This is a genomic window from Micromonospora deserti (genome assembly GCF_003236335.1).
Classification (GTDB): Bacteria; Actinomycetota; Actinomycetes; order Mycobacteriales; family Micromonosporaceae; genus Micromonospora; species Micromonospora deserti.
Map to the genome: position 1 here is coordinate 1 of NZ_POUB01000189.1, position 12,067 is coordinate 12,067.

Here is a 12,067-nt window from a genome sequence, read left to right on the forward strand (position 1 = left end):
GGGTTACAGGGTTAGGCGGTAGAGGGTTAGGGGGCGGCCGCTGGTGCCGGAGGCGAGGTTGCCGGTGCGTTCGGCCAGGCCGGCCAGCTCGAGCCGGTGCAGCATCCGGCGGGCGGTGCGCTGCTGCACCTTGAGGTGGTCGGCGACCTCCCGGCTGGTCAGCGGTTCGTCCCCGGCCGCGGTGCGTACCTCCCGCAGCCGCAGCAGGGTCGGCACGGACAGGCCGACCCGCTGGGCGATGATCGCCAGGCTCACCTCCGCGGGCTGGGGCGCCGGCGTGGTCGATTCGAGCACGATGTCGGTCTCGCCGCGCAGCGACAGCACCGCCGTGGCGGGGCCGACCCGGCGGGCCCGGCTCAGCGCACGGCGGGCCAGATTCTCCGCCTCGGCGGCGCTGCGTCCCAGGCCGAAGCCGATGTGCACGGTGTCGTGCCGGTCGGCGAGGCGGCGCAGCATCGGCAGCGCGGTGAACCCGCCGGTGGCGTCGTGCAGCGGCCCGCGGGTGGTGACGACGAGGTACGTGTCGGGCGCGAACCGGGCGAGTGTGCCGCCGAGCGTGGCGACCTCCTTGAGCAGCCCGTCGTCGCCGTCGGAGAGGCTGGCCAGGCCGAGCGCGATCTGGGCGTCCTCCTGCGCCTGGCTGCTGGCATGCAGCAGCAGCTGGCGCAGGGCGGTACGCACCGAGTGGTTCGACGGGGCGAGCCGGAACGCCGGCATCTCGTGACGCAGCACCTCGTAGACGGAGCTGATGCAGGTGACGGCGACCTGCGCGCCGGCCCGGTGCTGCCGCCGGTGGAAGGCGATCACGTCGTCGGAGCCGAGCCCGCTGCGGTACGGCAGGGAGCGGACCCGGTCGACCGGCAGCCCCGCCTCGCCGAACGTCGCCGCGACGTCGGCGCCGGTGACCGTGTCGATGGAGATGCGGGTGACGTCGTGCCCCTGGCGCAGCAGGCGCACTGCCGCCTGGAGCAGCGTCGCCCCGGTGTAGTCGACGAAGGTGGCCGGCCGGGCCAGCGCGTTGGCCTCCCGGGCCAGCGTGTACGGCACCACGCCGGTGAACAGCCACGCCTCGACCTGGGCTCGGTGCGCCTCCACGATCGCCGGGGCCTGCGACTCGTGGTCGTAGTGCAGCCGCCGGGCGACGACGCCGGGCTGCTCCTCGCAGGTGGCAGCGACGTCGTCGACCAGGTCGTGCGGCCCGACGACCCCGATCTCGATGGTCACCGTCGCCTCCTGTCGAGGGTTGCATGTTCCGCAGCTCAAGATTACGGTCAGGCCCGGTATTAATGAAGCCCCGGGAGGGCACGTGTCGTATCCAAGCATGGCCGACGCGAGCGGTCGCACCCTCGGCGCGGAGGAACTGGACGCCGTTGCCCGGGTCCTCCGCTCGGGCATGCTCAGCTCGGTCTGGGGCACCGAGGTCCGTGCCCTGGAACGTGAGATGGCCGATCGCCATGGAGTGTCGCACGCCGTGGCCGCCAGTTCGGGCACCGCCGCTCTCCACCTCGCCGTCGCGGCCGTCGCACCCGATCCCGGCGACGAGATCATCACGTCCCCGATCAGCGACTTCGGCACCGTGGCGCCGATCCTCGCGCAGAACGCCGTGCCGGTGTTCGCCGACGTCGACCCGTACACCGGCAACCTGGACCCGGCGGCGGTCGCCGCCGCGATCGGGCCGCGCACCCGGGCGATCCTCGCGGTGCACCTGTTCGGCGCGGCCGCCGACCTGCGCGCGGTGGCCCACACGGCCGGCGTACCGTTGATCGAGGACTGCGCCCAGGCCTGGCTCACCCGCTACCCGGACGGCCAACTGGTCGGCACCGCCGGTGCGATCGGCTGCTTCAGCCTCCAGCAGTGGAAGCACATCACCTGCGGCGACGGTGGGCTGACCATCACCGACGACCCGGTGCTGGCCCGCCGGATGCGGCTCTTCGCCGACAAGGGCTGGCCGCGCGACGAGGCCCGCCGGCACGTCAGCCTCGGCCTGAACTACCGGATGACCGAGCTGGCCGGGGCGGTCGCCCGGGCCCAGCTGGCGAAGCTGCCCGGGGTGCTGGCCGACCGCCGCCGTGCCGCCCGCCGGCTGCACGCCGCCCTGGCCGGCCTGCCCGGCGTGCACCTGCCCGCCGACGTCGACGCGCACGCCTGGTGGCTCTTCCCGATCGTGCTGGACCCGCCGCTGACCAACCGTCAGGTGGCCGGCAAGCTCGCCGCCGCCGGGGTGCCGGCCCGCGCCGGCTACCTCGACCAGCCGCTGCACCACGCGCCGGCGCTGACCGAGGCCCCCGTCTACGGCACGTCCCGATTCCCGCTCACCGTGCCGCCCGCCGACCGGCTGCCCCGCTACGGCCCCGGCGCGTTCCCCGTCGCGGAGCGGCTCATCGACCAGAGCCTCCTGGTCATCGACTGGAATGAGCGGTACACCGACGCGCACGTCGACGAGATCGCCCGGGCCGTCCGCGCGGCGGTGGGCGCGTGATCGACCCGGCCTCCGCCGCGCTGCGCGACCGGCTGCGAGGCACACTGATCGCCGCCAGCGCCACCCCGATGGACGCCGCCGGCACCGTCGACGCGGCCGTGCTCGACCGCTACCTGCGCGGCCTGGTCGCCGACGGCGCGGACGCCCTCGCCGTGCTCGCCCACACCGGGCGCGGACCGTACCTCGCCGAGCCGACCCGCGACCTGGTCACCCGGTGCGCCGTCGCCACCGGCGTCCCGGTGGTCGTCGGCGTGGGCGGCCGGCCGGGGGAGCGGGCCGGCGAGGTGGCCGCACAGGCCGCCCGCGCCGCCGCCCTCGGCGCGGTCGGGGTGCTGGTCTTCCCGGTCGACTCCGACCCGGTCGGCCACCACGACGCGATCTGGCGCGCCGCCGCCCTGCCGATGCTCGCCTTCGACCTCTACGTCCGGCCGTACCCGGCGCCGGTGCTGGCCGCGCTGCTGGCGCACCCGGGCGTCGCCGGGGTCAAGGTGGCCCGGCTGCACGACGCGATCGCCTGCCAGGGCGCGCTCACCGCGGCGCGCCGCGCCGACCGCCTCGCCGTCACCGGCGAGGACCGGATGTTCGGCGCGTCGCTGATGTGGGGCGCGGAGGCAGCCCTGGTCGGGCTCGCCGCCGCCGCGGTGCCGACGACCGCCGCCGTGCTCCGGGCTTTCACCGACCAGAGGTACGCCGACTTCGTCGCCGCGTCCGCCCGGCTGGACCGGCTCGCCGAGGTCACCTTCACCGAACCGATGGAGGGGTACGTGCGCCGGATGCTCTGGATCGCCGTTGACGAGGGGCGGATCCCCGCCGGCCACGCGGCCGACCCGTACGGCCCGGCGCTGCCCGACAGCGAGCGCGAACGGGTGCTGAGCGTGGCGGGGCGGCGATGAACCGCCTGTTCACCGCCGGGGACCTGCCCCCGGTCACCCTCGACGTCGACGTGCTCGTCGGCCGGTACGCCGACCGCCCCGGCCCCGGCGGCGAACCCCGGGAGGTCACCGGCGCGCTGAGGGCCAACGGCATCGCCCGGGCGGCGGTGGCCAGCCTGCGCGCGGCCCTGTTCGACGCGCCCAGCGGCAACGACGAGGCCGCCGCGTTGGCCGGCCCGGCGGTCGTGCCGGTCGGCGGGCTCGACCTGCGCGACCCGCTCGGTGCCGAGCGGGAGGTGGAGCGGCTCGCCGGGCGGGGCTTCCGGGCGGTCCGACTCTTCCCGGACGAGCAGCGGGTCGAGCCCGATTTCCCGGCCGTACGCCACGTCGCCCGCCGGGCCGCCGAGGCCGGCCTGGTCATCCTCACCGGCGGCGACGTGCGCCGCTGGTGGCGGCCGATGCGCGGGACGACGGTGGTCTTCCTGGACACGCACTTCTACCACCTGGGCGACTTCGTGGTGGCGGCCCGTGACGAGCCGGGCTTCCACACCTCCACCCGGCTGCTCAACTCGCCCGACGCGCTGGAGACCATCGCCGAACACGTCGGCGTGCGTCGCCTGCTCTACGGGTCGCGCACGCCGTTCCACGAGCCCGCCGTACCCCGGCTGCGGCTGGCTCGCAGTGGCCTGGCGCCGGCCGACGTGGCCGCGGTGGCCGGCGGCAACGCCCGGCGGATTCTGGAGCTTCCCGCATGATCATCGACGTGCACGCCCACTGGGGACCGTGGTTCTTCAGCATGGAGGTCGGCGAGGTCGCCACCAACCTCGCGGTGATGGACCGCTACGGCATCGACCTCGCCGTCGTCTCCGCCACCGAGGCGGTCATCTACGATGTGGCGGCCGGCAACCGGGCGATGGCCCGGGTGCTGGCCGGCAGCGACCGGCTGCTCGGATACCTGACGGTCAACCCGCGCCGGCTCGACGACGCCGAGCGCGACCTGCGGGAGCTGCTGCCCACCGGCCGGTTCGTCGGCGTGAAGATCCACACCGACTACACCGGCTCCCCGGTGACCTCGCCGCGGACCCGGGCGGCGCTGGAACTGGTCGCCGCGTACGACCTGCCGGCGCTGGTGCACACCTGGGACGCCACCCCGCTCGACCTGGCCCAGGCGTGCGCCGACATCCCCGGCCTGCGCGCCATCGCCGGGCACATGGGCGCGAACGGCTGGCGGCACGCCGTTGAGGCGGCCAACGCGGTGGACCGGCTCTGGCTGGAGCCGTGCTTCTCGCACACCGAGGCGGGCCGCTTCGCGGCGGTGGCTGCCGCGGTCGACCCCGGGCGGCTGCTCTTCGGCACCGACGCCACGCTGATCGACCCGGCGGCCGCGTACGGAGCGGTGCTCGCCGCCGACCTCGACGCCGAGCTGGCCGAGCGGGTCGCCTGGCGCAACGCCGCCGAGCTGTTCCGCCTCGACGTCGACTGAACCGGCTGCTGGGGCAACCGCCGTCAGCGGCGCTCACGCCCGGCGCGCAGCCGGGCGTCGAGCGCGTCGAGGTCGGGCACGAACCACACGTGGTCGGCCTGGTTCGACTCTTGGACGAGGGCGCGCAGCGCCGAACTGCCCGCGAGGTGCCGGGAGATGTCGCCGACGACGACCAGGCGCAGGCGGTAGTTGACGAACTTCTGCATCACCTCGCCGGCGAAGCGGGTGCCCAGGGAGAAGAAGCCCTCGTCGAGCCGGCTCGCGGGCACGGCCACCAGCTCGGCCCCGAGGAAGGCCGCGCCGATCAGGTCCAGCGCGTCCTGGGTGGTGGCGATGGGCGGGCCCTGCGGGTCGCACACCAGCATCCGCACCCCGGCCCGCTCCCGCACCTCGTCAGGCATCCTCGACCTCCCCGGTGAGCAGGCCGTTGCCGGCGCCGAGCACGGCCTCGACCAGGTGCAGCAGGTCGGCGGTGGCGCCGGCGCCGCCCAGGATCACGATCTTCATCCGGTGTCGCTCCTCGTCGTAAACGGTCTGGACGCGCAGGGGGCGGGCGGGATGGCCGGCGGTGTTCGCCGCGGCCAGGACGAGCGTGGCCAGCCGGTCGGACGCGGCCCGGTCGACGCCGTCGATCTGCACGATGCTGGACACCTCCACCGTTCCGGCGCCGGCCGCCGGCGCCGGCAGCCGCCGGCCGGTCAGGGCGTCCAGGTCGGCTCGGGCGATCCGGTACTGCTTGCCGATCCGGACCGCCCTGAGCCGCCCGGTGCGGATGTAACCGCGCACGGTGCGCACGTGCAGGCCGAGCCGCTCGGCGACCTCGCCCACGGAGTACATTTCCTCATGCATCACACCCCACCATAGAGCCTAATGGGGAGTGATAGGTAATGTTATTGCGGTCGGGACGGCACAGCGAAGACCCCCTGCGCTTCGCCTGGTGCGCGGGCGCAGGGGGCTGGGCCGCGCCGCTCACGGCGCGGCGACCGTCACTTCTTCGGCAGCGGGAAGCGGGCCAGGTCCATGCCGGACATGCCCCAGGTGGACCTACCGTCCGGGGTGAAGTGGAACGCCGGGTTGTTGTACCAGCCGCGCGGGACGTTGTCGTACCAGGTGGTCACCGTACCGCCCGGCACGGTCGGCAGCTCGCAGATGTCGTTGGTCCAGTGCACCCAGGAGAAGACCCGGCCGTCGACCCCGTTGACCTGGCCGTACCCGCCCAGGTCGCCTTCCATCACGATGGTGCGGGTGTGCAGGTCGTAGGCGAACCAGGCGCCGCGCGGGCGGCGGCCCATCGCGTAGAGCAGGTTGCCCACCACGTAGACACTCTCGTACGACTGCCAGTCCGGCTTGATCTCCTCCCGCCACAGCAGCTGGCGGGTGACCACGTCCACCGCCGCCACCTGCGCGACGGCGCGGATCGGCCCGCTGGTCGCCTCGCCGTACGTGTCGCCGACCAGGTAGGCGGTGCTGCCCTGCACCACCACGTCCATCACGCTCTGGTCGGGCAGGTACTCCAGGTGCGTGTCGAACCTGTTGTCGGCCAGGTCGACGAAGGTCAGCGCGCCGTTGTGCCGGGTGGTCTGCGGGCTGGTCGCCACGATCAGCTGGTTGCGTTCGCGGTCGTGGACGATCCGCTTGGTGCGCAGCTGGTTGCCGCCGATCAGGCCGAGCGGGGTGATCTCGAAGCTGTCCGGGTCGATCGCCACGATCTGGGCACTCGGGTAGAGGCCCGCGTACACCGTGCCGGCCCTGCCCTCGGCCATCGCCTTGACCTCGCCGTTGATGTCGAACCGCTCGCTGCTGCCGGCCTCGGGCCGGTGCACGGTCATCGCGTAGTGCCCGCCCACCCAGACCGTGTTGCGGGTGTGCCGCAGCATCGACTGGATGGTCTCCGGGTAGCCGAAGCCCCGGGAGGCGGTCTGCCACACGGCCGCCGCCCCGTCCGGCCGGGCCTTCCACACGTGCCCCAGCCCGCTCACCCCGAGCAGCGCGCCGTCCGGCAGCGGGGCGAGCAGCTGGTTCTCCACGTTGGTCAGCGGCTGCCCGACCTTGACCAGGGCGTCGGCGGTCACCTCGTAGAGGTTGGTGGTGAGCCGGCACAGCGCGTACACCCTGCCGTCGCCGCTGACGGTGACCTGGTCGACGTAGCGGTCCTCGGCGGGGATCTCCCGTACCACCCGCCCATAGCCGTCGCGGTGGAACGAGATCAGCTGCCGGCCGCTGGCGACGTACAGGACGCCGTCGGAGACCGCCATGTCGAGGATGCCGACGGGCGACGCGCTGAGGTGAGCGGTCAGGTTCGTCGCCGCGCCGCCGGCGCGGGGCCACGCCAGCAGGGTGCCGGGCGCGGCCGAGCCGCCGTAGACGTACTCGTCGTCGACCGCCACCGCCGTCGCATACCGGGAGGTCGAGATGCGCCCGTAGGTCTCGACGGCGGCGTCGGCCAGCCGGACCCGCCTGACGGTGCAGTCCGGGTACGTGCCGATGTAGAGGTGCTCGCCGTGCACCACCATGTCGTAGTACCAGGTGGTGGCGCCGCCGGCCCGGGCCCAGGCGACGAGTTCCTTCGTCGCCGGGTCGTAGCGGTGGACGTACGCGCTGCCGGCCGGGCCGATGTAGACGTACCGGCCGTCGGCGGCCAGCTTCTGCCCGCCGTTGCTGGCGATGGCGAGATCCTCGATCGCCCGCGTCTCACCGGTGTGCACGTCGAACTCGCCCAGCCGCATCTTCCCCTCCGGCGTGTTGAACCGGGAGGTGATGAAGACGCTGTCCCCGATGACCGCGGCGCCGCGGACGGCGGCGGTCAAAGAGGCTGGGCCGAAACTGGTCGGGGTGAGGGGGTCACCGTCCTGGGCGGACGCCGACGCGGGGCGGATGCCCGAGCCAACTGCGAAGGCTGCGCCGGTGACAGCGCCTCCGGTCAGGAGTGATCGACGGCTGATGGGCACGGGCATCTCCGTTCGTCGCTGTCATTACGGTCGGGACCATAATCAGCGTTGACGGAAGGCGTCAAGGGTGGCGGACGATCGGCGGCCGGTGCCGGGGCGACGCGCCGCCGCCGGAGTTCAGTCGGGGCGGCGGTTGTCGGAGTGCCCGACCCGCTGGACGAGGTGCTGCACCCACCGCTCGAACCGGACGCTCGCCCCACCGCCGAGCAGGCCGGTCAGGTCCTGCTGGGTGACGCCACCCCGGTCGGCCAGCGACTCGACCAGGCCGCGGAGCCGCCGGTGGTCGTCGTCGTCCGGCACGTCCACCGGGGACCCCGTCCCCATGTGCCGGTGCAGGTCCTGTAGGAGGTCCATCATCTGCGGCAGCGTCTCGATGATCTGCGAAAGGCCGGTCTCGTGCGGGCTCGACGAGCCCCGCAGATCCTGCAGGGTGAGCGCGACCGACATCGGGGTGACGATGTCCGCGTCGCCGGAGATCGAGTCGATGGCGCGGCCGAGCTGCTCCTTGGCGGTGTGCACGCTGTCGAGGTCGGTGTGGTCGACCAGGATCGTCCGCATCCCCTGCACGTCGAAGGGCAGCTGCTGGTCCTTCGCCATCAGCTGCACGAACGGCTTGCGCAGCGCGTGCCGCACGGCCAACTCGTAGAAGACGTTGGCGTTCTGGTCGGTGAGGTCGGCGATGACCAGGTCGTTCTGGATGATCCGGTCAAGCACCTGCGAGGTGATCAGCCCGGCGCGTTCGATCTCGTCGCCCCGCACGGCCCGGAACCCGCGGGCCTCGACCACCGGGCGGATGACGTGCTTGAGGATCTGATCGCTGCGCCGGCGGATCTCCGATCCCTCCGGGCCGATCGGCGCGATGACGAAGCACTCACGCGGCGTGGCCTGACCATTACCCTCCCCCATGCGCCCAGGGTAGTGGGGATCGGCGAGTCCCGCGCTCACCCGGGGCGTGCCCCGGCCCGCGCCCGCTCCCAGCGGGACCGGTGCGCGCCGAGCAGCCGGTCCGCCTCCGCCGCCGCCTCCGGCGGCACCGGCTCCGCGCGCCAGCGCTGTAGAACCCCCGCCATGCCGCGCACCACGTGCCGGCCGACCGGCGTCAGCCGCGGCTGCGCGGCCAGCACACGTACGGTGTCACCGGCGGCGCGCACCCAGCGTCCGAACTCGACCTCCGCGTGGTGCCGGGCCGCCGGGTCGCGCTCGCGCCGCCGCTCACGGCGCCAGAACCGGGCCACCCCGAGATGCGCGTACGCGCCGTGCAGGAGGCCGTCCAACGGCCGGGGATCCGGCCGCCACGGCGCGTAGAACAGCTCTTCCGGCCCTGGTCCCACCAGGGCGAACAGGTCGGTCAACGCGGCCAGCTTCAGGTGCTGGATCTCGTGGGCGAGCGTGACGGCCGCGAGCCGGTCGTCCGGCGGTATCGACATGGCCACCGAACCGAATCCATGGTGGAAGGTGCCTGAGCGGATCCCGGCCGGCGGCTCGGTCAGCGGCACCAGCACGCCCAGCGCGGCGGACAGTTCCTCGGCCACCGGCCGGTGCCCACGGGTCAGCAGCCGCCACGCCCCGTCCAGCCGGTGCCGCCAGCGCCGCGGGTCGCCGACCTCACCGCTGACCTGGTGGCTGCCGGTCTCCACGGTGCGGGGGACGTGCCGCCAGGTCGGGATGTCCAGCAGCAGGGTCAGCGACAGCCCGTCGTGCGCTACCCGCAGCTGCGGCGTCGGGCGCCACCGGGCATCCGGCGCCGGGCGGCCCGGACCGATCTCCACCCGCTCGCGCGCGCACCACACCTCGGCCCGGCCGTCGGCGCTGCGGACCCGGGCCCGCGACGCGTGTGCCGGGACCACCACGGTGCCCAGTCCGGGCAGGTCCAGGCGGCCGGGCGTGGCCACGTCGAGCGGCACGTCGAGGTCGGCGTCCACGCCGGCCCGGACCGCCGCCGCTACCGCCACCGCCGCGAGTAGCCCCGGGTAGGTCGCCGCCGGCTCGCCGCGGCGCAGCAGCGACGCGGTGCCAAAGGCCCACGCGGCGACCGGGGGATGGCTCACCGCCGCCCGCCGGTGGTCCGCGGGCAGCCGGCCCAGTGTCCGGTACGCCGCCTCGACGACCGCCCGGTCCGGATGGTCCGTCCGGTGCAGCAGGGTGACCAGCGCGCGTACCAGCAGCAGGTTCTTGCTGTGCTGGGCCGTGCGCAGTGACCCGATGGCGTCCGGCCCGCCCCGGCCGACGGCGAGCTCGTCCAGGACCGGCCTCGGCAGCCGGTGGCCCTGCAGGGTCACGACGCCGCCTTCCGCAGCGCCGCCACGTCCCGCCGTACGGCATCGCGGATGTGACCGATCAGCCGGTACAGGTCGGCGCAGTAGACCGACGGGTTGTCGAAGCCGTTCCCGGCGCGGTAGCGGTGCGTGTAGAGCCCGCCGCCGCACACCCGGTGCAGGTCGCAGGCGCGGCACCCGGCGGCGAGGCCGGTCAGGCCGGCCTGCTGTGTTCGGAATCCGGGCTGGTCCAGGGCGGCGTCGAAGGTGTCCCGGGCGACGTGCAGCCCGGTCCGTCCGGCCCCCGGGTGAGCCGCGCCGAGTGTGTCGTCCAGCTCGATCGCGCCGTCGGTTTCCACCACAGCCACCGCGACCGGGCTCGCCCCCACCCCGGCCAGCCGGGAGGTGCCGCCCAGCAGCAGCTGGATGATCTCCTCGAAGAGGCGGATCCGGGTGGGCGGGCCGGGGCTGTGGTACCACTCGTCGAAGATCGGGATCAGCCAGTCCGCGTACGGGGTGTGCCGGGGGTCGGCCGGCCGGCCCGGCGGCGGGCTCGTCCAGGTGCCGTGCGGCAGCAGGAAGTCCACCACCGGTGGCCGGTACGCCAGCAGGCTCCGGTAGACGGTGCGCGGGTCGTTGCGCAGCTCCACCGTGCACAACAGACCGTTGAACAGCTGCCGGTACGAGCCGGTCAGCCGGCGCAGGGCCGCCTGGACCAGGTCGTGGCTGCCCCGCCCGTCGGGCCGGCGGCGGTGCCGGTCGTGCGCGGCGCGGTCACCGTCGAGGCTGACGCTCACCCCAACCGAGAGCCGGGCGAACAGGCGCAGGAAGGCGTCGTCCAGCCGGACCCCGTTGGTCTGCACCGTCATCCGCACCGGCACCGGCGCGGCGCCGCGCCGGATCAGCCCGACCGCCCGTTCGATCCCGTCCGGCCCGGCCAGCAGCGGCTCCCCGCCGTGCAGGATGACGCCGGCCCGGTCCAGCCGGTGCCGGCGGGCGTGCTCGCCGATGCGTTCGCCGACCCGCGCGAGCACCAGCGGCGACATCGTTCGCGGCCGGGACCGCCAGCGCTGGTCGGCCATCGTGTAGACGTAGCAGTGGTCGCAGGCCAGGTCGCACCGGCTGTGCAGCTTCACGACGAACTGTCTGATGGGGACCGGCCGCCCCGGCGGTGCGGGCCGCGCCCCGGTGCCTGCGGGTGGCCGGTGGCCGCCAGGTCCGGGCATCGAGACGCTCCGCCGTGGTGTCGGTCGCCGGTCCGGCCACCTCCGAAAGAGCAGCATACATCGACCGATGCCGCTCGGACTGCCCCGTCGGGCGCGATCGTCCGGGGCGGGTGCCGATCGTCCCGGTTTCGGCCGGTCGACCCCCGGTGGTGTCGGCGTCCGCGCGAGGACCCGCCCGTGCGCCGCACAGTTATCATGAGCACACTCAGCGGATCTGGCCACCGGTCGATGTCCGGCCGGCGGCGACGTGGACCGTGCGCGGCGGCGCACGGAGACAGGCGGTGGTCGGGGATGGACACCGGGGAGGCAGAGCTCCGATCCGACCTGATCGACCTCGCCGAGCTGGACTTCGCCGAGCTCGACGCCCTTCCGGGCTCGGTCCTCGTCGCGGCGCTGCGCCGGCTCGAACGCCGCAGCACCGCCCTCGGTGACCAGTACGCGGGCTTCGAGAGTGCGCTCGATGGCGACGACTGACCCCACGGGCGCGGCCGGCGCCGGCCGCCGGCCCGTCCCACCGCCCGGGCCCGGGAGAGCCATGAACCCTGACAGTGACGAGACACCGGGCGCCGGCACGATCGTCTCCTTCGTGTCGCCCGCCAACGGCACCGGCCGCAGCAGCGCGGTGGCCAACGTCGCCTGGATCCTGGCCAGCAACGGCAAGCGTGTCCTCGCCGTCGACTGGTGCGCGAAGACGCCCCGGGTCTACGACTACCTGCGCTCGTTCCAGGTGGACGCCGTACCGGCGGCGGACGTGCTGGGCGAGGCGCTGACCGCCCTGGTCAGCCCCGCCCCGGACGAGCCACC

Annotated in this window: 13 protein-coding genes; 6 read left to right on the plus strand and 7 right to left on the minus strand. The window is 74.1% G+C overall.

The genetic code is table 11. The annotated features are described in order from the left end of the window. Positions 1–3: 3 nt before the first annotated feature. Positions 4–1,224, minus strand: coding sequence for a response regulator (locus C1I99_RS22500; protein WP_111136204.1), 1,221 nt, complete (start codon positions 1,222–1,224; stop codon positions 4–6). Between the two features lie 97 nt (positions 1,225–1,321). Between C1I99_RS22500 and C1I99_RS22505 the strand changes: the two genes are divergently transcribed. Genes C1I99_RS22505 through C1I99_RS22520 form a run of 4 tightly spaced genes read left to right on the plus strand, consistent with a single transcriptional unit; the run spans position 1,322 to position 4,834 of the window. Beyond that, the gene (locus C1I99_RS22505) at positions 1,322–2,479 is read left to right on the plus strand and encodes a DegT/DnrJ/EryC1/StrS family aminotransferase (protein ID WP_199562348.1); all 1,158 of its coding nucleotides are present in this window, start codon (positions 1,322–1,324) and stop codon (positions 2,477–2,479) included. Then, complete coding sequence (locus C1I99_RS22510) at positions 2,476–3,372, plus strand: dihydrodipicolinate synthase family protein (RefSeq protein ID WP_199562349.1); 897 nt, start codon at positions 2,476–2,478, stop codon at positions 3,370–3,372. The genes C1I99_RS22505 and C1I99_RS22510 overlap by 4 nt, the downstream gene beginning before the upstream one ends. Next, entirely contained in the window at positions 3,369–4,106 is a 738-nt protein-coding gene (locus C1I99_RS22515) for an amidohydrolase family protein (protein WP_199562350.1), read from the plus strand. Before C1I99_RS22510 ends, C1I99_RS22515 begins: the two co-directional genes overlap by 4 nt. Next, positions 4,103–4,834, plus strand: coding sequence for an amidohydrolase family protein (locus C1I99_RS22520; protein ID WP_111136206.1), 732 nt, complete (start codon positions 4,103–4,105; stop codon positions 4,832–4,834). Before C1I99_RS22515 ends, C1I99_RS22520 begins: the two co-directional genes overlap by 4 nt. Before the next feature lie 23 nt (positions 4,835–4,857). Here C1I99_RS22520 and C1I99_RS22525 read toward each other — a convergent pair whose 3' ends face one another. The 6 genes from C1I99_RS22525 to C1I99_RS22550 all read right to left on the minus strand — a co-directional run bounded on the left by C1I99_RS22525 (position 4,858) and on the right by C1I99_RS22550 (position 11,320). Further along, positions 4,858–5,235: a DUF4180 domain-containing protein gene (locus C1I99_RS22525; protein WP_111136207.1), complete on the minus strand. Its 378-nt coding sequence runs from the start codon at positions 5,233–5,235 to the stop codon at positions 4,858–4,860. Further along, on the minus strand, positions 5,228–5,683 hold the full coding sequence (locus C1I99_RS22530) for a helix-turn-helix domain-containing protein (protein ID WP_233512651.1): 456 nt from the start codon (positions 5,681–5,683) through the stop codon (positions 5,228–5,230). The genes C1I99_RS22525 and C1I99_RS22530 overlap by 8 nt, the downstream gene beginning before the upstream one ends. A gap of 137 nt (positions 5,684–5,820) precedes the next feature. Then, the gene (locus tag C1I99_RS22535) at positions 5,821–7,641 is read right to left on the minus strand and encodes a YncE family protein (protein ID WP_111136209.1); all 1,821 of its coding nucleotides are present in this window, start codon (positions 7,639–7,641) and stop codon (positions 5,821–5,823) included. A 258-nt stretch (positions 7,642–7,899) separates the two neighbouring features. After that, positions 7,900–8,688 (minus strand): hypothetical protein, encoded by a 789-nt coding sequence (locus C1I99_RS22540; RefSeq protein ID WP_111136210.1) that lies wholly within the window; start codon positions 8,686–8,688, stop codon positions 7,900–7,902. Between the two features lie 35 nt (positions 8,689–8,723). Then, the gene (locus C1I99_RS22545; protein ID WP_158554093.1) at positions 8,724–10,061 is read right to left on the minus strand and encodes an HEXXH motif domain-containing protein; all 1,338 of its coding nucleotides are present in this window, start codon (positions 10,059–10,061) and stop codon (positions 8,724–8,726) included. Further along, the gene (locus C1I99_RS22550) at positions 10,058–11,320 is read right to left on the minus strand and encodes an FxsB family cyclophane-forming radical SAM/SPASM peptide maturase (RefSeq protein ID WP_438941435.1); all 1,263 of its coding nucleotides are present in this window, start codon (positions 11,318–11,320) and stop codon (positions 10,058–10,060) included. Before C1I99_RS22550 ends, C1I99_RS22545 begins: the two co-directional genes overlap by 4 nt. A gap of 234 nt (positions 11,321–11,554) precedes the next feature. Here C1I99_RS22550 and fxsA point away from each other — a divergent pair, with 234 nt between their 5' ends. After that, the gene (fxsA, locus tag C1I99_RS32855) at positions 11,555–11,737 is read left to right on the plus strand and encodes an FxSxx-COOH cyclophane-containing RiPP peptide (RefSeq protein WP_158554094.1); all 183 of its coding nucleotides are present in this window, start codon (positions 11,555–11,557) and stop codon (positions 11,735–11,737) included. Positions 11,738–11,798: 61 nt separating this feature from the next. After that, on the plus strand, positions 11,799–12,067 hold a 269-nt coding region (locus tag C1I99_RS22560; protein WP_146604024.1), incomplete at its 3' end, for a ParA family protein.